This window comes from Rhodopseudomonas sp., assembly GCF_013377015.1.
Lineage (GTDB): Bacteria > Pseudomonadota > Alphaproteobacteria > Rhizobiales > Xanthobacteraceae > JARJEH01.
The window spans coordinates 729,299-747,357 of record NZ_JACABA010000001.1 but is presented as its reverse complement, the minus strand read 5'-3'; the positions used below and the strand labels follow the sequence as shown (position 1 = coordinate 747,357).

The window sequence follows — 18,059 nt, the reverse complement described above, 5'->3', positions numbered from 1 at the left end:
ACTCGTCGCGCGGGCGTGGGAGATGTAAGGACGCTTTGTGACGCAATAAGTGCCGCGCCGGATTAAATTTATGTAGGGGGCGCAACGGCGCTTGCGGGGGGATCGGCTGTTGGCGCGGCCAGGACGACGTTGCTGGCCGCAAGCAGCGACAGCAACTGATCGCCGGCGAGGAAGGCATGCTCGCGCTCGCGCTGGTGGGTAAAATGATCGAGGCTGATCAGGGTGTCATCGACATGGCCGGGATGGCACATCACCAGCCCGCCATCGGGCAAACCCTCGAGAAATCCGCCCATCAGCGCGGCGAAATCAGTCTGCTTATGAAAATCGTAGGCGCCGGCGAATCCGGAATTGAAAGCGACGCCGGCTCGCGCGGCGCGGGCACGAAACTGCACGCTCAGAACATCAAGCAACAACGCCTTCGGTTTGCCGAGCCGTTGCGCCAGCGGTCGCACGCGGCCGCATTGGCGCACCCAGGCATTCGGCGCCGCGGCTTGTACCGCCGTCAGGAAGGCGTCGCGCACCTGCGGAAACAGTTGCACGTGCTGATGGCCGTCGACGTAGTCCGGCACCCGGCCGAACAGCGCGACGAAGGCGGCGATCTGCGCCGTCAGTTCCGCGGCAATGATTTCACGGTCGAACCGCCGCAGCAGGCCGGCCTGCAATTTCTTGCCCAGCGGCAGAAACAACCCGCCATGTAGCGGACGAAAATGCATCGTCAACGGACAGAACGGCGCGGTCAGCGTGGCGTGCAGGCCGATCGCGCATTCCGGATTAGCGGTCATCGCATCGTTGAGCGCGCGGACCTCGTCGCGGCCGATCGCCGGGCCGACCACCATCACCGAGGTGGCATTGATGCGCCGGCGTTCGATCAGGTCGCGGATCGCGCGGTTGACGCCCGGGCTGATGCCGTAATCGTCGGCGCACAGCCAGATTCGGCGCGGCGCGGCCTCGCTCATTCGGCGGCGGCTGTTCGTTGGGGCTGGCCCGGAACGACATCCAGCTCGGCGCGCTTGACGCTGTGCTCGGCGACGAAATAGATCGGCCGCGCCTTCAGCTCGGACAGGATCTTGCCGATATATTCGCCGACGATGCCGATCATGATCAATTGGACGCCGCCGATCGTCATCAGGCCGATCACCAGCGACGGATAGCCCGGCACCGAATGGCCGGTCACGAGGGTCTCCCACAGGATCGAAAGACCGAACAGGAAAGCCCCGAACGCCAGCAGCAGTCCAAGCAGACTGGCGATCCGCAACGGCGCCACCGAAAACGACGTGATCCCTTCGATCGAGAGCCCGACCAGTCTCGCTGGGCTGAAAGAGGTGATGCCGTGCGCCCGCGGCGCCGGTTCGTAGTCGACGCGGATCTGGCGGAAGCCGATCCAGCTCGCGAGGCCCTTGAAGAAACGGTTACGCTCGGGAAGTTGCCGCAGCGCCGCGGCGGCGCGGGGCGACAGCAGGCGAAAGTCGCCGGCATCTTCCGGGATCTTTTGCCGTGCACCCCAGTTGATCAGCGCGTAGAAGCTGCGAACCGCGGTGCGCCGCAGCCACGACTCGTTGTCGCGGTGGGCCTTCGCCGTATAGACGACGTCGTAGCCGTCATCGATCCAATAGGCGACCAGCTTCTCGACCAGTTCCGGGGAATGCTGACCATCGCCATCCATGAACAACACCGCGCCGCGCCGGGCGTGGTCGAGTCCCGCCATCAATGCGGCTTCCTTGCCGAAATTGCGCGACAGCGACACCACCTGGACGTCGAGCGCCGCCGCCGGCAGGCCGCGGGCGATGCTGAGCGTGGCGTCGGCGCTGCCGTCATCGACGTAGACCACCTCGCAGGCCAAGCCATGGCGCTGGCGCAGTTTCGCGGCCATTGCGGTCAGCCGGTCATGCAGAACTGTCAGCCCGGACGCCTCGTTGTAGACCGGCACCACGATCGACAGCCCCAGGGCCGCGGTCGAGCCGGCGCTGGCGGACAGGCCAGAGACGTCAGATCCCAGCATCATTGATCGGTTTCCACGAGAAAGCAGTCATGCTCAACATATGGCAATTGCCGCCCGCTGTCGCCAGGACGGCACAGCGGCATCCGCGCCATTATTGCACGAGGAATGCTGCAAGTTTGCTGAACAGCGGATTGTCCCGGTCCAGCACGTACTCCAGCGAGGCGACCGAAACGGTGTCGGCACCGTGTTCGCGCAGGAAGCTGCCGAGCGCATAGAGCTGCGCCGGGGGGCAGTGCAGCGTGATCATCCCCGACGAGGTCGGCCCGCCGAACGGCGAGACCACCCCGAAACGGTTATGCGCCTCCGCCAGTAGGGCTGCGTCGCAGCCCGCGAAGCGGGTGCGGACTTCCTTGTATTTATTGGCACGGGCGCGCGCGGCGATGTGGTCGAGGATGACACGCGCGGTTTCCAGTGCCTCCGGGCTCCAGTCGGCGTCGCGCGAGGCCACCAAATTGGCCTGGCTGCGCAGGATCACGCCGTCGTCGAGCACCTTGAGGCCGTTGGCCGCGAGCGTCGCGCCGGAGCTGGTGATGTCGACGATCATCTCGGCGGTGCCGACCGCGGGGGCGCCTTCGGTGGCGCCGGCGCTTTCCACGATTCGATAATCGACCACGCCATGCAAGGCAAAGAAGCCGCGCGTCAAGTTGATGTACTTGGTCGCGACCCGCATGCGGCGATTGTGCTGGGCGCGAAATCCGGTGGTGACGTCGTCGAGATCGGCCATGGTGCGAACGTCGATCCAGGCTTGCGGCACCGCGACCACCACATTGGCGCCGCCGAAGCCGAGGCTATCGATCAGCGCGACTTTCTTGTCGGCGTCGACGATGTTTTCGCGGATCAGATCCTCGCCGGTAATACCGAGATGCACCGCGCCGCGCGCCAATTGCGAGGCGATCTCGCTCGCCGACAGGTAAGCGATCTCGACATTGTCGAGCCCGGCGATGGTGCCGCGATAGTCGCGGACGCCACGCGGCTTTGCCAGCGCGAGGCCGGCACGGGCAAAGAACGCTTCGGCGTTTTCCTGCAGCCGCCCCTTGGACGGAACCGCAAGCACGAATGGCGTGGTCATGACGCGCTCCCGGGCAGGCCGGCTGTGGCCGGGTTGCGGCCGGATTGGGTCATTGCCTCGATCCAGATCGAGAACCCGACCGCGGGGATCGGTGCGGCGGCGCCGAGCTGGGTCATCAGCCCGTCGTAGCGTCCGCCCGCAACCAGCGGCTCGTCGCCATCGCCCTTGCGGTGCAGCTCGAATTCGAAGCCGGTGTAGTAATCGACGCCGCGCCCGAACGAGGTCGAGAACCGGGTCTTGGTGAGGTCGATGCCGCGTGCGGCCATGAAGCCGATCCGGCTCTCGAACTGATCGATCGCGGCGTTGATATCGAGCTTGGCATCGGCCGCCAGCGCGCGCAGCTGCCCGAGTGCCTGGTTTGGATCGCCGGCGATGGCGAGGAATCGTTTGATCTTCTCCAGCGCGTCGCGCGGAAGGGCGCCGCCCTTCAACGTCGACTGTTCGAGAAAGCGGTCGGCAATCTCGGCGACCGAGCGGCCGCCGACATTGCTGGCGCCGGCGATCGACATCAGGTCGGTGACCAGCGCCAGCGCCGCCTTGCGGTCGCTTCCGGCGAGCGCCGCCAGCACGCCCTCATACTCGTTGCGGCTGGTTCCGGTGGCGAGCGTGAGGCGTTCCAGATCCTGCGCCAGGCTGGTCTTGCGGTTGAAATCCTTCATCAGCCGCCGCCGCCACACCGGATAGAGGTCGAGCGCCTCGACCAGGGCGGCGAACAGCGCGACGTCACCGGTCCGGTTATCGATGTCGGTGAGGCCGAACGCGGCGGTGGCCTCGAGCCCGAGCGCCAGCATTTCGGCGTCCGCCGCGGCGCGGTCCTGGCGCCCGAAGGATTCGATCCCAGCCTGGAGAAATTCGCTCGGCTTGCCGCCGCGCTGGCGGAACACCGGGCCGAGATAACAGAACCCGGCCGGCTGGCCGGCGACACCCGAGGCCAGGTAGTCCCGCGCCACCGGAATGGTGAGGTCCGGGCGAAGGCAGAGTTCCTCGCCGCCGGCATCGGTGGTGAGGTAGAGGCTCTTGCGGATGTCCTCGCCCGACAAGTCGAGAAACGGTTCCGCCGGCTGCAGGATCGCCGGGTGAGCCTGCAGATAGCCGGCCTTGCCGAACGATAACAGCAGCGCTTCCGCCCACTCGGCGGATCCGGTCGCGCGAGGGGCGGCGGTCTTGGTCATGTCGAGGTCCAGCAATATCGGCAGGGGCAGCGTGCGGTCGGCGCAGCCCTTAACATGGCCGCAACGGAGTTTCGACCCGCGATCGGTGAAGTGGCTTAACCGGGCGCCGAGGCAAAAGTCGAATACTACCTAATTACCTTTCCAATCCCCCGCAACCGCCTGCACCAGCGCCAGCGCGGCCACTGCCGCGGTATCCGCCCGCATGATCCGGGGCCCCAGCGCCAGTCTCAGGATATTAGGCTGCCGCAGCAGCAGTTCCCGTTCCTCCTCGGCGAATCCACCCTCTGGGCCGATCAACAGGTCGATGCCGCGCGCGGCCGCGTCGCGGGCGCCGTGCAGCGCCACCACCGGGTCGGCGATCTCGGCGGCCTCGTCGCAGAATACCATCAGTCGCTGGCCCTCCGGCTGTTCCCGGCGCTGGCTCAGATACCGCTCCAGCGTGACCGGCTCATCGACCGTCGCGATGCTTAGAATCCCGCATTGTTCGGCGGCCTCGACAACGTTGGCGCGCATCCGCTCGGTATTGACCCGGCTGACCTGGGTATGGCGGGTCAGCACCGGCCGCAACGCCCCGGCGCCCATTTCGACCGCCTTTTGCACCATGTAATCGAGCCTCGCGTGCTTCAGCGGCGCGAACACGTAGGCGAGCTCGGCCAGACGATCCTGCGGCCGGGCCTGGGCGATGACATCAAGGCGGTCGGGCCGCTTGGAGCCCGCGATCGCGGCAAGCCATTCGCCGTCGCGGCCGTTGAATACCAGCACGGTGGCGCCCGCGGCCAGCCGCAGCACATTGCCGAGATAGTTGCTCTGATCGCGCTCGAGCGGCACCTTTGCACCAACGCCAAGTGCGGCATCGACGAACAGCCGGGGACTGCGAAAATCGGTTCGACTCATGACCAAGGTTCCTTTCGGCGGCTTTTAGCCTAAAGCTCCGGCAATATCAGCGTCGGAGCGGCGAAGCGCCGCGCTGTCGCCCAATTCGACGGGTTGTTAAGGGCTGGCAGGAATCGTAAAAGGCCCCGATCGCCGACCGCCGGATGGCGGATCTCTTGGGGACCATCGAACTTTGCCGGAGGAGCAGCTTTGATCATCCGACGTTTGATTGTGCCACTGACGATGGCGGTGTTCGCTGCCCATGCGGGTGCTGCCTTTGCGCAGGGAGCGTTTCCTGCGCCGCTCCCCAATCAAACTGCCGCGCCAAGCGGGGCTTCGCCGTTTCCACCGGTCAATGGCGCTCCCGCGGCGCCGATCAGTTCGGCGCCAAGTCCATTTCCGTCCGCGGGCGCAGCGCCAGTTGCCGGCGGGGCGTTCAGCGCGCCGCAGGCCGGGCCGCCGCCCGGCGACGACGAATGCATGAAGGGGTTCATGGTTCTGCGCCAGGACGCCGAAAAGCGCGGCGCCGCGATCAAGGCTGCCGGCGACCGGCATGCGCCCCCCGACGAAGCCTGCAAGCTGATCGCAGGATTCGCGAAGGCGGAAATCAAGATGGTCAAATACGTCGAGACCAACAGTCAGAAATGCGGAATCCCGCCGGAGATCGCCAAGCAGCTCAGAGCCGGCCACAAGAACACCGAGGCGATGCAGCAACGGGTTTGCAACGTGGCGCAACAGCAGCAGCAGCGCGGCCCGATCGGACCGAGCCTGAGTGACGTTTTGGGATCGTCGTCGGCGCTTCCCGAAGCGAACGTGACGGCGAAGCGCAACGGCGGAACCACCTTCGATACCCTCAACGGCAACGTGCTCGCGCGATGAGCGGCGCGGCAACCCGTGTTGCGGATGCGACCGGCAACTGGGTCGACAGCCACGCGCCGCTATGGTCGCGGCCTTATCTGCGGCTGTGCCGGCTCGACCGGCCGATCGGATCCTGGCTGCTGCTGTTGCCGTGCTGGTGGTCGGCGGCGATCGCCGCGGGTGTCGCCCACGATCTGTCCCGACTTCCCGGCTTCCTGGCTCTGTTCTTCATCGGAGCGTTCGCGATGCGTGGCGCCGGCTGCACCTGGAACGACATCACCGACCGCGATCTCGACGGCAAGGTGGAGCGGACGCGTTCTCGGCCGATTCCGGCGGGCCAGGTCACGGTGATCCAGGCACTGGCTTTCCTGGTATTGCAGGCACTGGTCGGGCTCGCCGTGCTGCTGCAGTTCAACGCCTTCGCGATCGCCACCGGCATCGCATCTCTGATCATCGTCGCGGCCTATCCGTTCATGAAGCGGATCACCTATTGGCCGCAGGTGGTGCTCGGGCTCGCCTTCTCATGGGGCGCGCTGATGGGGTTCGCAGTGACGCTCGCCCGGATCGATGTCGCGGCGCTTTTTCTCTATGCCGGCTCGATCGCCTGGGTGATCGGCTACGACACCATCTACGCGCATCAGGACAGCGAGGACGATCTGCTGATCGGCATCAAGTCGACCGCGCTGTTGTTCGGCGCGCGCACCACGCCGGCGCTAATGGCGTTCTACGGCCTCGCGGTGGCGCTGATCGGTGCGGCGCTGATGCTGGCCGATGCGCGCTGGCCGGCGTGGCTCGGCCTTGCGATGTTCGCCGCTCATCTGGCCTGGCAGATCGCTAGGCTCGACATCCGCGACACTGCGCGGTGCCTGCGGCTGTTCAAGTCGAACCGCGACGCCGGCCTGCTGCTGGCGGCGGGGCTGCTGGTGGATGCGGCGTTGCGGGCCGGTTGAGTTTGATCTAGGTCGCGCCCGCCGCCCTGTCACGACGCGCAAGCAACAGTCGCGCGAGCTCTGCCGCGGGGACCGCCGGACTGTACAGAAAGCCCTGCATCTCGGTGCAGCCGAGCTGGCGGAGAATGTCCCGTTGCTGTTGCGTCTCCGCGCCTTCCGCCGTCGTGGTCATGTGGCGCGCGGCGGCGATGTTCACGACCGCCTGCACAATGCAGGATGACCCGTCGGGCTCCGCGATATCCTTGATAAAGCAGCGGTCGATCTTGATCTTGTCGAACGGAAAGCGTTGCAGATAACTGAGCGAGGAATAGCCGGTTCCAAAATCGTCCAGCGCGATGCGCACCCCGATCTCCCTCAGTTCATGCAACATGGCGAGTGCCGCCTCGTCATCGCCGATCAGAACCGCCTCGGTGATTTCCAGTTCCAGTCTGCCTGCTGAAAGGCCTGACGACGCAAGTGCGGCGGCCACCTTCAGCGCCAGGGTCTGACTCCTGAACTGAATCGGCGAGACATTGACCGCGAGTCTGATGTCACCAGGCCAGGTTGCGGCCTCGGCGCAGGCCTTGTTCAGTACCCAGTCGCCAAGTTGGTTGATGAGGCCGGTCGCTTCGGCAACAGGGATGAAGTCGGCGGGTGAGATCGTGCCTTGCTCGGGATGGCGCCAGCGCAGCAGCGCCTCGCAGCCGTTAATCCTGCCGTCGCGAAGGTTGATGATCGGCTGGTAGTGGATCTCGATTTCGTCCTTCGCCAGAGCCGCGCGAAGGTTGAGTTCAAGTATACGCTTGTTCTTGATTTTGGTATCGAATTCGCGCTTGAAAAAGCAGTACCGACCTCGACCAGCGGCCTTGGCTTCGTACAGCGCCGCATCCGCATTCGCGAGCAGCTGATCCGACGAGGTCGCATCATTCGGCGCAATGGAGATCCCGATACTGAGGTCGACGTCGATAATCCGATCGCCGATTTGAACCGGTTCGCCGACGATCTCCAGTATCTTCTGGGCGAAACGTTCGGCTTCCGACGCGTCTTTGAGGCTTGTCAGAAAGATAATAAATTCGTCGCCGCCGAGACGCGCGATCGTGTCGACATCACTCACGCAGCGGCTCATCCTGCCGGCGACTGCTTTGAGAAGCTCATCGCCCATCGCGTGCCCGAAGGTGTCGTTGATGCTCTTGAAGTGGTCGATATCCACGTAGAACACCGCCTGCACGACGCCTTGCCGTCCTGACGACAGCGCGGTCTCGAGCCGCTCGCGCAGCAACATGCGATTGGCCAGACCGGTCAGGACGTCATGATGTGCCAGATGGGAAATTTTGGCTTCGGCTTGGCGCCGCTCGGTGATGTCCTCGGAAAAGCTGATCAGATATTCAGGCGCGCCCGCTTCATCCGGAATTGTCAGCTTCGTCGTGGTCAACACACGTGTGTCGCGGCACCGATTCGTCACGGTATGCTCATGCACCACCGAAATTCCGCCGGAGCGGATGGCGTCGCTGTCATGCCCGTCGAAATATTCGCTCTGGGACTGTTCGAACAATTGATGGGCAGTCTTTCCAATCATCTGTTCGCTCCGAAGACCGAACAGCAGGCTGGCGGCCTGATTCACGATCAGGTAAGTGCGGGTGCGAACGTCCTTGACGCTGAGGATCGCCGGCATGTGTTCGATCACGCCGTTGAGCAGCCTTTGGGTCTTTTCCAGCTTGCTCTCGGCTTTGCGCCGCTCCGTGATGTCCTCGTGGGTGACGACCCATCCCCCGGTTGCCAAGGGCTCGTTCACGACCTGGATTGAACGCCCGTCGACGGTCTCGATCACGATCTGGGTTGTTTGCTCCACCGCGAGGTCGTGCAGGACACGCTCGCAAAAATCGTCGACGTCGCCCCGGAACGATCCGGTATCCCTTCGATGCGCCATCAGATCGCGAAAGCTGCAGCCTGGCGTGACCACATCGCGCGATAGTCCGTACATCTCGATGTAACGCCGATTGCAGAATACGATCCGTCCCGCTGCATCGAACAGCAGCAACCCCTGCGTCATGTTGTTGAGGGCGATGTCGAGCCGCTGCTTTTCCTGCGCCAGCTTGCGTCTGGACGTCTTGTGGTCCTGCGACAGCTGGCGCACGATCATCAGAAGCATGACAAAGATCACCAGCGCAAACAGACCGGCCATGCCGACCAGAAATCTGGTTTGCTGCTGCGAGTCGGCCAGCGCAGCGGATACGGTCGTGGTCACCGCGACGACGATCGGGATACGTTTCAGAACCTGGGCGGCGGCCAACCGATCCCGGCCGTCAAGCTGACTCAGCAGCCGGGTCGTCCCGTAGCTTGCCTTTGACAACACGTTCTGGAACAGCGGCCCGGTCTTGAAATTGCGTCCAATGATCGGTTCGATGCTCGGGTGGCGGGCCAGCAAGGTCCCGTCGCGATGAAACATGGTGATCGCGCCGCCTTCTCCGAGAGCCAGCGACGAGAAAAATTTCTCGAAGTAAGCCGGTTCGACGCCTCTGCCGATGGACCCGAGGAACTCGCCGTTCGGCCCGACCAGCTTGCGGGCCAGGATGATCGTCCAGGCTCCCGTGACGCGGCTGTAGGCCGGCTCGACCAATATCGCCGCCGACCGAGGGTTGAATTTGAATTCCTTGAAATAGTTCCGATCTGCGACGTTGACCTCTGGAACCGGCCAGAAACCTGATGAATTGATCAGCGTCCCGTTCTGGTCGAACAGGTTGAGGCCGCCGATATAGGACAATCCGCTGAGCTTGGTCTCCAGCATGAGATGGACGTCGCGACCGGACATCTTGCGTTCATAGTCGTCCGGAGAATTGATCCCGGCCGCATGCATGTAGTCGATCAGGCTGCTTTGGATCGTCTCGAGATCTTCAAACTGCTGGTCAAAGTGCCGCGCGAGCAGTGATACGGTGTTTTCAAGCTCGCGCTCGCTGTTCGCGATCGCCCGGTCGCGGAAGTGACCGATCATGGTCGCGGTTCCGACCGCGATCGCCAGAATCAGCAGCGCACCGCAGACGACAACCCAGCGGAACGGACGGGAACCATGCGGCGTCATCGTCGCAGCCGCAGTTCCCAACCGACCCGGTCGGAACTCCGGTTTGCTGCTCGTCGATCGTCATTGCCGCCTGAAAGAGATTTTTTCATTTCGCCCCCGCCTACGACACGGTTGCACGCGACAGGTGGAAGCGTCGTTAGCAATTGTAGTTAGTGGGGGCTTAAGTCGGACTTCATTGAATGGCCGGATGGCGGGGAGACGTCGGTCCGAGCGGACCGGAACTCAATTGCCGCCGTCTGGTCGGATAGCGGACCCGGCCCGAGCCAATCCGCGACTAAAGCGGTCCTGATCGCCCGGCTGATTATAGCTCTGAGGACCGTCTCAAGATCGGTCGTTGCCTCTACGAGAGCCGCTGGTGCCGCTCTCGAACTCGATCCAAACGTTGCGCCTGGTACGGACGTGGGTTTTCTTCCCGAAGTCAGCGGCGAATCGCGGCACCGCAGTGCGGCAGAGTTCGACGTTGCAAAACCCGATCCGGCGGAGAACAATCAAGACGCAATCGGTGACCGCCCAGTGCGTCCGGTTGCTGGCTCGGAAGTCCGGACGCTGTGATCCGGACACCACAGGGAGGACCACCATGCTCACACGACGAGGCTTCGCCGGTCTTGCATCCTGCGCGATCTGCGCAGTGACCGGGTTCATCGCAACCGACGCATCGGCGCAGGGCACGGCGCCCGCACCGACCCCCGGGGTCAAGCGGAAGGTGCTGTCGCAGACCGATGGCCCAATGCCGGGATATGTGACGATCATCGTCGAGGCGGAAATCGAGGCCGGGATTCCGGTCGGACGGCACACCCATCCGGGAATCGAATCCGGCTATGTGATCGAAGGCAGCCTCGAGTTGCCGATTGAAGGCCAGGCGACCCGCATCCTGAAGGCAGGGGATGGATTTCAGGTGCCGCCCAATACGCCGCATGCTGGCGGCAAGGCATCCGAAGGCAAGGTCCGTCTCACCAGCACCTATGTGGTCGAGAAGGGCAAGCCGCTCGCGACTCCGGCCTGATAGTTAGGTCGATATCCAGCGATCACGATCCGGATCAAACGTCGTGCTCCGGATCGATTTTCTCGAAATGCGAGGTCGGCATAGTCCGCTGCCGAGCCGACACTTTCGCAATCGACGCATTTCGATCGACCGCGACAAACGAGAGGGCACATGCGTAGCCGCTGGGTGATGCTTGCCGTGCTGTTCGCGGTTCGCGCGACGATGGCGTTTCAGTTCCAGAGTGTCGCTGCGGTGGCTCCACTGCTGCGCGACAATTTCGATATCGGAATCGCCGGCGTCGGACTGCTGATCGGCCTCTATTTCACGCCGGGAATTGTCCTGGCGTTACCCGGGGGTGCGATCGGTCAGCGGATCGGCGACAAGCGCGCGGTGTTCGTCGGTCTCGGGCTGATGTTCGCCGGCGGCCTGATCATGACGTTGTGGACCAGCTGGAGCGGCCAGCTCGCGGGCCGGCTGGTTGCGGGCACCGGCGGTGTGCTGCTCAACGTCCAGATGACGAAGATGGTAGCCGACTGGTTCGTCGGCCGCGAGATCGCCACCGCGATGGCGATCTTCGTCAATTCCTGGCCTGTCGGAGTTGCAATCTCGCTGCTGCTGCTGCCGCCGATCGGCGTGGCCGCCGGCGTCAACGCCGTGTATCTGACGGTGATCGGACTGGTGGCGTGCGGGATGCTGCTGACGACGATCTACCAGCCTCCGCCACGGTCGACGGCGGCGAGGATCGACGGCGTCCGGCTTGACCGTGGCACGCTGGTTTCCGTGATCGTCGCAGGCTCGATCTGGAGCCTGTACAATATCGGCTTCGCGATCATTTTCAGTTTCGGGCCGTCGATGCTGGTCGAGCGCGGCTGGTCGATCACCCAGGCCGGCGCCGCGATCAGCACGGTGCTCTGGCTCGCTGCGGTGTCGGTTCCGCTCGGCGGGTGGCTCGCGGACCGGATCGGTCGCGCGGAGTCCGTCATCGTCGCCGGATGCGTGCTGTCTGGGGGGCTGTTGTTCGCGATCACGCGGATCGAAGCGGTGATGCCTTGCGTGGTTGCACTCGGGCTGGCAGGCGGGCTGGCGGCGGGACCGATCATGAGCCTGCCGGCCCGATCGCTGCTTCCGGGAACCAGGGCCATCGGTATGGGGGTGTTCTATACCGTGTTCTATCTCGGCATGATGATGGGGCCGATGCTCGCGGGCGCTTATTCGAGGGCGGCTGGCACCGCCGCAGCGGCGTTCGACTTCGGCGGTGCGGTCGCCTTGTTGTGCCCGGCGCTGTTGTGGTTGTTTCAGCGGATCGCGCTGACCCGCCGATTGCCGCAGCCAGTTTGACCCTCATCACTCCCGCGCGATAATCTCGCGTTCGCCTTGATACATGGCCGCCGGGTTCAGCAGACCTCCCGCGCGACGTCGTACCAGGAATTTCGGCCGCCGCGCCCGGATCGCGTTGTGACGGCGGCGGCGCTGCGCCGGCTCGCACGGCTTGACGTCCGGCAGCTGCGGCAGAGCGAAGATGTCGCTCCACAATTGCCATGCGGTCTCGATCTCGTCGGCGTCGGCGCTGACGCACAGCGGAATCGACAGCGACGGATCGCGATGCACCAGCACCAGCATCCGAGCGTTGTCCAATCCGCGCGATGCGATCCCGAGAAAGTCGCTGACCCGAACGTTGACCGCCATCCGCATGCCGCCGATAGCGCGGCGCAGGATGACTCGTTCGCGGTGCAATTCGACTTGCCGGATTCCGCCGTCGGCGCGCATATCCTGTGCGTCGAAGCGGACCGGCAGTGAAAGAGGGTCGAGCCGCAATGCACGGCTCGACCCAGCGGGATAGGCCCCGCCTATTGCTGTTTGACGCCTCACGGCTGTGTTCTCCCCGCCGGAATTATTGTCCCGGTCGATGGGTGAGAGCGTGCCAGAGCTGCGTCCGAAATCGCTTAAAAAGGCTGGTTAATCGGATCTCACTGGCATTGCATTGCTGCGCATGATTGACAGATCCTTCGCCGACATGATTGACGAGGCGTTGCACAATTGCCGATAATCTTTTGCGCCAATGCCGGTTGCATGGTTGAAGTCCGCGCCAAACAGGCACATCTCATGGGTTGTCCATCCTCCTCGCAGCCGCCCGCGCGCTGCCTTCAATCCTCGGGATTTCATTTGTGATCTCTTCACCAACCGCGACATCATCCGGCTCGACATCGTCCTCCGGGCGCTCCGCCAATGCGGACCTGTTCGATCAGTCCGCGCTCAGCACGCTGGCGCAGCGCCTGGTCGAGGCCGCCAAACGCGCCGGCGCCGATGCCGCCGATGCGGTGGCGGTGCGGGGTGTCTCGCAGGGCGTCGAGGTGCGCGACGGCCGGGTGCAGGAATCCGAACGCTCGGAAGGCGACGACGTCGGCTTGCGGGTGCTGGTCGGTCGCCGCCAGGCGGTGGTGTCGACCAACGACATCAGTGGCGACGGCGTCGCCAAACTCGCCGAACGCGCGGTGGCGATGGCGCGCGTCGCGCCTGACGACAAATATGTCGGGCTCGCCGATCCCTCGCTGCTGGCGCGGGATTTTCCCGATCTCGATCTGCTCGATCCGCAAACGCCGTCGACCGCCGAACTGGAACGCCGCGCCTGCGAGGCGGAGGTCGCGGCACTCGCCGTCAAGGGCGTCAGCAAGTCGGGCGGCGCCTCGGCCTCGTCGGGCATCGGCGGCATGGTGCTGGTGACCTCGACCGGCTTCCACGGCACCTATCTGCGCTCCAGGCAGAGCATCTCGATGACCGCGATCGTCGGCGACGGCACCACCATGGAGCGCGACTACGACCACACCTCGGCGCTGCACGCGGTCGATCTCCTGTCCCCTGAAATCGTAGGACGAACCGCGGGCGAGCGCACCGTGGCGCGGGCCAATCCGCGCAAGGCCGCGACCTGCAAGGTGCCGGTGATCTTTGATCCGCGAGTGGCGGGCTCGCTGGTCAGCCATCTGGTCAATGCCGCGAACGGCGCCTCGATCGCGCGTAAGACCAGCTTTCTCAAGGACCGTCTCGGCGAGCGGCTATTCGACAACCACATTCGGATCGTCGACGATCCGCTGCGCGTGCGCGGGCTGCGCTCGCAGGCGTTCGACGCCGAGGGCGTCGCGGTGAAGCGGCTCGCGGTCGTCGACGACGGCGTGCTGAGTTCATGGTTGCTGGATTGCGCGACCGCGCGCGAGCTCGGGCTCACCACCACCGGCCACGCCCACCGCGGCGTTTCGTCGTCGCCGTCACCCGGTCCCTACAATCTTCACCTCGAGCCCGGCGAACAGACCCCCGCCGAATTGATGTCCGACATCAAGGAGGGGTTCTACGTCACCGACCTGATCGGCTCCGGCGTCAATGGCGTCACCGGCGATTATAGTCGCGGCGCTGCCGGATTCTGGATCGAGAACGGCGAATGCACCTATGCGGTGAGCGAAGTGACGATTGCCGGACATCTGATTGAAATGTACAAATCGCTGCGCGCGGCGAACGATCTCAGCTTCCGATATGGCATCAATGCACCCACGCTGCGGATCGAGGGACTGACGATTGCCGGACGCTAGTGTCGTCGCTGACCCGCAAGACCTGAAGCGCGACGCCGCGTTGTTGGAGAGGACCGTCCGGGAGGCCGGCGCGCTGGCGCTCAAGATGTTTCGCACCGAATTGCGGAACTGGACCAAAGGGGCCTCGTCTCCGGTGTCCGAGGCGGATATCGCGGTCAACGACCTGATCCGCGACCGGCTGCAGGACGCCACGCCGGACTACGGCTGGCTGTCCGAAGAAAGCGCCGATGATTCCGCGCGGCTGGACAAATCGCTGGTCTGGATCATCGATCCGATCGACGGCACCCGCGGTTATCTTGCCGGTCGCGAGGACTGGTGCGTCTCGGCCGCGTTGGTCGCGAATGCGTCGCCCTTGTTGGCTGCGGTATTCGCTCCCGCCACCGAGGAGTTCTTTTTCGCCGCGCGTGGCGAGGGTGCTTCGCTCAACGGCGCTGCGTTGCGCGCCACCGAGGGCATCGCGCTCGATTTTTCCAAGGTGGCGGGGCCGAAGCCGCTGGTCGAGCGGCTGGCGATGCCCGCTGGCGCAACCTTGCATCCGCGGATCGGGTCGCTGGCGCTGCGGCTGTGTCGGGTCGCTGACCGCCAGCTCGACGCCGCGTTTGCCGGCGGCCAAAGTCGTGACTGGGACCTTGCGGCTGCGGATTTGATCGTGCACGAAGCGAATGGTAGAATGACCACTCTCGCGGGCGACGCGATCGTTTACAACCGTCCCGAGGTCACCCATGGCGTGTTGGTCGCTGCGGGGCGCGACCGTCATGCTCATATCGTCGAGCATTTTCGCGATCGCTCCGTGGGCTGACCGTTCGCGCTTCCGTTTGCCGTGGCAAGGATCATTTTGATGTCGGACAATGCGCAGCAATTGCTCCATCTTGTAATCGGGGGCGAATTGACGGACCTCGAAAACACGACATTCCGGGATCTCGACAAGCTGGACATCGTCGGCGTGTTTCCGAGCTACGCGACCGCGCACGCGGCATGGAAAGCCAAGGCCCAGCAGACGGTGGACAACGCCCACATGCGCTACTTCGTCGTTCACCTCCATCGGCTGCTCGATCCCGGTCAAGACGCGAAATCTCCGCGCTGACCATGTCGTCCTACAATTCGTCGCGTACCGGCGCTCGCCGCTTTGTCGCCGGGGCCCGCCTAAGCCGATCCGAACGGCTGGTAGGATGCGCGGCCGCCGCGGCGGCAGGCGAGGCCGATCATGGCTGATCAATTACCTTGGACGCTGCGCGCCTATCAGAGGCTGTCGGCGGCCGCCGCTCCGCTGGCATCGGTGTTAATCGGCCGGCGGCTGAAATACGGCAAGGAAGACCCCGCGCGGGTCAATGAGCGGCGCGGCATCAGCAACACCGCCCGGCCGCCGGGGCCACTGGTCTGGATTCACGGCGCCAGCGTCGGCGAGGTGTTGGCCGCCGCGGCGCTGATCGAACGGCTGCGGGCGCTGAAGATTCAGATCCTGCTGACCTCGGGCACCGTGACCTCCGCGGCGGTAGTCGCCAAGCGATTCCCGGCCGACATCATCCATCAATTCGTGCCCTATGATTCGCCACGCTTTGTCGCGCGCTTTCTCGATCATTGGCGGCCGAGCCTGGCGCTGTTCATCGAGTCCGACCTGTGGCCCAATCTGATCCTGGCCAGCGCCGCGCGGCGGCTGCCGATGGTGCTGATCAACGGCCGGATGTCGCAGCGGTCGTTTCCGCGCTGGCGCCGCGCGGCGGCGACCATTGGTGCCTTGCTCGGCAGGTTCGATATCTGCATGGCGCAATCCGGCGTTGACGCCGAGCGTTTCGTGGCGCTCGGGAGCCGTAACGTCATCACCACCGGCAACCTGAAAATGGACGTCGAACCGCCGCCGGCGGACCCCGCCAAGCTGGAGCGGCTGATGGCGGTGACGCGCGGCCGGCCGGTGATCGTGGCGGCCTCGACCCATCCGGGCGAAGAGGAAATGCTGCTGCAGGCGCATCAGACGCTGAGCGGCATTTTTCCGTCGCTGCTGACTGTGATCGTGCCGCGGCATCCGCATCGCGGCGAGTCGGTGGCCTGCATGATCGCAGCCGCGGGCCTGCAGGTGGCGTTGCGGTCGCGCGACGAACTGCCGACCGCGGCGACCGCGATCTACGTCGCCGACACCATGGGTGAACTCGGGCTGTTCTACCGGCTGGCGCCGATCGTGTTCATGGGCGGCTCGCTGGTCGAGCATGGCGGTCAAAATCCGATCGAGGCGATCAAGCTCGGCGCTGCGGTGGTACACGGGCCGCACGTTTCCAACTTCACCGAGGTGTACAAAGCGCTCGACGGCGCCGGCGGCGCCTATCAGGCCGCCGATGCTGATGCGCTGGTGAAGCGGCTCGGGAAGTTGCTGGCCGATCCGGCGGCGCGACAGATCTCGATCGATGCCGCGACTCGCGTGGTCGATCGGCTCGGCGGCGCGCTCGATCGCACCCTGGCGGTGCTCGAACCCTATCTGCTGCAATTGCGCATCGAGATGGGAGCAGCCGATGCATGAGCCGGCCTTCTGGCACCGGCCGTCATCGTGGGTAGGACGATTGCTGATGCCGCTCGGCGCTGTCTACGGCGCCGTTGCCGCGCAGCGTATGACGTGGTCCGGCGTCGAGGTTGGCGTCCCGGTGTTCTGCGTCGGCAATTTTCACGTCGGCGGTGCCGGCAAGACGCCCACGACGCTGGCGCTGGTCGAGTTGCTGCGGGAACTGGACGAGGTGCCCGTGGTTCTGAGCCGCGGTTATGGCGGACGGCTGCGCGGCCCGGTCAGCGTCGATCCGGAACGGCATGTCGCTGCCGACGTCGGCGACGAGCCGCTGATGATGGCGCGTCGGGTGCCCGTCGTGGTTGCCAGGGACCGCGTCGCCGGTGCAGCGCTGGCGCGCTCGCGCGGCGCCAGCGTGATCCTGATGGACGACGGATTTCAGAATCCGGCGCTGGTCAAGGATACGTCGCTGATCGTGATCGATGGCGATCGCGGGCTGGGTAATGGTCGGGTGTTTCCGGCGGGTCCCCTGCGCGCGCCGCTGCCGCCGCAACTAGCGCGCACCGATGCGCTGGTCATCGTCGGCGACGGCACCGCCGCCGCCGCGGTGGCGACCGCAGTCGAAGCCAAAGGCGGTCTGGTGCTGCGCGCGCATCTGAAACCCGACGACGCTTCGGTCGTCGCGCTGACCGGCAAGCGCGTGCTGGCCTTTGCCGGCATCGGCGATCCGCAACGCTTCTTCGCAACGCTGCGCAAGAGCGGCGTGGACGTCGTCGCGGAAAAACCGTTTCCCGATCATCATTCCTTTTCGGCAGCCGAAATCGATGGCCTGATCGATGCCGCCTGCCGCGACGGGCTGGCCCTGGTGACCACCCAGAAGGATCTGGCGCGGCTCGGCGGCGATGTAGCATCGCCTGCGGCGAAGATCGTTGCGTTCGCCGTCACTCTGAAGTTCGACGACCCGGCGAGGCTGCGCCGCTTCATGGTGGATCGACTCGCCGAAGCACGCGCGAAATCGTTTCGCGCTCACTGATC

16 protein-coding genes are annotated in these 18,059 nt (G+C 64.8%); 9 read left to right on the top strand and 7 right to left on the bottom strand.

Annotation, left to right across the window (positions count from 1 at the left end; genetic code table 11):
• Positions 1-68 precede the first annotated feature (68 nt).
• The 5 genes from HXX15_RS03640 to HXX15_RS03620 all read right to left on the bottom strand — a co-directional run bounded on the left by HXX15_RS03640 (position 69) and on the right by HXX15_RS03620 (position 5,134).
• On the bottom strand, positions 69-956 hold the full coding sequence (locus tag HXX15_RS03640) for a ChbG/HpnK family deacetylase (RefSeq protein ID WP_296512756.1): 888 nt from the start codon (positions 954-956) through the stop codon (positions 69-71).
• On the bottom strand, positions 953-2,002 hold the full coding sequence (locus HXX15_RS03635; protein ID WP_296512753.1) for a glycosyltransferase family 2 protein: 1,050 nt from the start codon (positions 2,000-2,002) through the stop codon (positions 953-955). Before HXX15_RS03635 ends, HXX15_RS03640 begins: the two co-directional genes overlap by 4 nt.
• Before the next feature lie 88 nt (positions 2,003-2,090).
• Positions 2,091-3,068: an ATP phosphoribosyltransferase gene (gene hisG / locus HXX15_RS03630; RefSeq protein ID WP_296512750.1), complete on the bottom strand. Its 978-nt coding sequence runs from the start codon at positions 3,066-3,068 to the stop codon at positions 2,091-2,093.
• A complete protein-coding gene (locus tag HXX15_RS03625; RefSeq protein ID WP_296512748.1) occupies positions 3,065-4,240 on the bottom strand; it encodes an ATP phosphoribosyltransferase regulatory subunit in 1,176 nt (391 codons plus the stop codon). Before HXX15_RS03625 ends, hisG begins: the two co-directional genes overlap by 4 nt.
• Positions 4,241-4,369: 129 nt before the next feature.
• Complete coding sequence (locus HXX15_RS03620; RefSeq protein ID WP_296512746.1) at positions 4,370-5,134, bottom strand: 16S rRNA (uracil(1498)-N(3))-methyltransferase; 765 nt, start codon at positions 5,132-5,134, stop codon at positions 4,370-4,372.
• 192 nt (positions 5,135-5,326) lie between these two features.
• Between HXX15_RS03620 and HXX15_RS03615 the strand changes: the two genes are divergently transcribed.
• Both HXX15_RS03615 and ubiA read left to right on the top strand, forming a co-directional pair.
• On the top strand, positions 5,327-5,992 hold the full coding sequence (locus tag HXX15_RS03615; RefSeq protein ID WP_296514802.1) for a hypothetical protein: 666 nt from the start codon (positions 5,327-5,329) through the stop codon (positions 5,990-5,992).
• Complete coding sequence (ubiA, locus tag HXX15_RS03610) at positions 5,989-6,921, top strand: 4-hydroxybenzoate octaprenyltransferase (RefSeq protein WP_296512744.1); 933 nt, start codon at positions 5,989-5,991, stop codon at positions 6,919-6,921. Before HXX15_RS03615 ends, ubiA begins: the two co-directional genes overlap by 4 nt.
• A gap of 7 nt (positions 6,922-6,928) precedes the next feature.
• Here ubiA and HXX15_RS03605 read toward each other — a convergent pair whose 3' ends face one another.
• Positions 6,929-9,976: an EAL domain-containing protein gene (locus HXX15_RS03605; protein WP_296512742.1), complete on the bottom strand. Its 3,048-nt coding sequence runs from the start codon at positions 9,974-9,976 to the stop codon at positions 6,929-6,931.
• Positions 9,977-10,553: 577 nt separating this feature from the next.
• On the opposite strand from HXX15_RS03605, the gene HXX15_RS03600 reads away from it, so the two are divergent.
• Together HXX15_RS03600 and HXX15_RS03595 are read left to right on the top strand one after the other, a co-directional pair.
• Complete coding sequence (locus HXX15_RS03600; RefSeq protein ID WP_296512740.1) at positions 10,554-10,979, top strand: cupin domain-containing protein; 426 nt, start codon at positions 10,554-10,556, stop codon at positions 10,977-10,979.
• 150 nt (positions 10,980-11,129) lie between these two features.
• Positions 11,130-12,296 carry an MFS transporter gene (locus HXX15_RS03595; protein ID WP_296512738.1) on the top strand — a complete coding sequence of 389 codons (1,167 nt, stop codon included), beginning with the start codon at positions 11,130-11,132 and terminating at the stop codon, positions 12,294-12,296.
• A 6-nt stretch (positions 12,297-12,302) separates the two neighbouring features.
• Here HXX15_RS03595 and HXX15_RS03590 read toward each other — a convergent pair whose 3' ends face one another.
• Complete coding sequence (locus HXX15_RS03590) at positions 12,303-12,827, bottom strand: DUF6101 family protein (RefSeq protein WP_296512737.1); 525 nt, start codon at positions 12,825-12,827, stop codon at positions 12,303-12,305.
• A 296-nt stretch (positions 12,828-13,123) separates the two neighbouring features.
• Here HXX15_RS03590 and HXX15_RS03585 point away from each other — a divergent pair, with 296 nt between their 5' ends.
• The 5 genes from HXX15_RS03585 (at position 13,124) to lpxK (ending at position 18,057) form a co-directional block, all read left to right on the top strand.
• The gene (locus HXX15_RS03585; protein WP_296512735.1) at positions 13,124-14,536 is read left to right on the top strand and encodes a TldD/PmbA family protein; all 1,413 of its coding nucleotides are present in this window, start codon (positions 13,124-13,126) and stop codon (positions 14,534-14,536) included.
• The gene (locus HXX15_RS03580) at positions 14,523-15,335 is read left to right on the top strand and encodes a 3'(2'),5'-bisphosphate nucleotidase CysQ (protein WP_296512733.1); all 813 of its coding nucleotides are present in this window, start codon (positions 14,523-14,525) and stop codon (positions 15,333-15,335) included. The genes HXX15_RS03585 and HXX15_RS03580 overlap by 14 nt, the downstream gene beginning before the upstream one ends.
• Before the next feature lie 39 nt (positions 15,336-15,374).
• Positions 15,375-15,620 (top strand): DUF4170 domain-containing protein, encoded by a 246-nt coding sequence (locus HXX15_RS03575; RefSeq protein ID WP_296512730.1) that lies wholly within the window; start codon positions 15,375-15,377, stop codon positions 15,618-15,620.
• A 120-nt stretch (positions 15,621-15,740) separates the two neighbouring features.
• Positions 15,741-17,045, top strand: coding sequence for a 3-deoxy-D-manno-octulosonic acid transferase (locus HXX15_RS03570; RefSeq protein WP_296512728.1), 1,305 nt, complete (start codon positions 15,741-15,743; stop codon positions 17,043-17,045).
• Positions 17,038-18,057: a tetraacyldisaccharide 4'-kinase gene (lpxK, locus tag HXX15_RS03565; RefSeq protein ID WP_296512726.1), complete on the top strand. Its 1,020-nt coding sequence runs from the start codon at positions 17,038-17,040 to the stop codon at positions 18,055-18,057. The genes HXX15_RS03570 and lpxK overlap by 8 nt, the downstream gene beginning before the upstream one ends.
• The last annotated feature ends 2 nt before the right edge of the window (positions 18,058-18,059 follow it).

Coding starts and splice junctions, on each gene's coding strand:
- HXX15_RS03570 (WP_296512728.1), top strand. CDS start 15,741: ATGGCTGATCAATTACCTTGGACGCTGCGCGCCTATCAGAGGCTGTCG.
- HXX15_RS03625 (WP_296512748.1), bottom strand. CDS start 4,240: ATGACCAAGACCGCCGCCCCTCGCGCGACCGGATCCGCCGAGTGGGCG.
- hisG (WP_296512750.1), bottom strand. CDS start 3,068: ATGACCACGCCATTCGTGCTTGCGGTTCCGTCCAAGGGGCGGCTGCAG.
- HXX15_RS03575 (WP_296512730.1), top strand. CDS start 15,375: ATGTCGGACAATGCGCAGCAATTGCTCCATCTTGTAATCGGGGGCGAA.
- HXX15_RS03595 (WP_296512738.1), top strand. CDS start 11,130: ATGCGTAGCCGCTGGGTGATGCTTGCCGTGCTGTTCGCGGTTCGCGCG.
- HXX15_RS03640 (WP_296512756.1), bottom strand. CDS start 956: ATGAGCGAGGCCGCGCCGCGCCGAATCTGGCTGTGCGCCGACGATTAC.
- HXX15_RS03600 (WP_296512740.1), top strand. CDS start 10,554: ATGCTCACACGACGAGGCTTCGCCGGTCTTGCATCCTGCGCGATCTGC.
- HXX15_RS03620 (WP_296512746.1), bottom strand. CDS start 5,134: ATGAGTCGAACCGATTTTCGCAGTCCCCGGCTGTTCGTCGATGCCGCA.
- HXX15_RS03635 (WP_296512753.1), bottom strand. CDS start 2,002: ATGATGCTGGGATCTGACGTCTCTGGCCTGTCCGCCAGCGCCGGCTCG.
- ubiA (WP_296512744.1), top strand. CDS start 5,989: ATGAGCGGCGCGGCAACCCGTGTTGCGGATGCGACCGGCAACTGGGTC.
- lpxK (WP_296512726.1), top strand. CDS start 17,038: ATGCATGAGCCGGCCTTCTGGCACCGGCCGTCATCGTGGGTAGGACGA.
- HXX15_RS03605 (WP_296512742.1), bottom strand. CDS start 9,976: ATGACGCCGCATGGTTCCCGTCCGTTCCGCTGGGTTGTCGTCTGCGGT.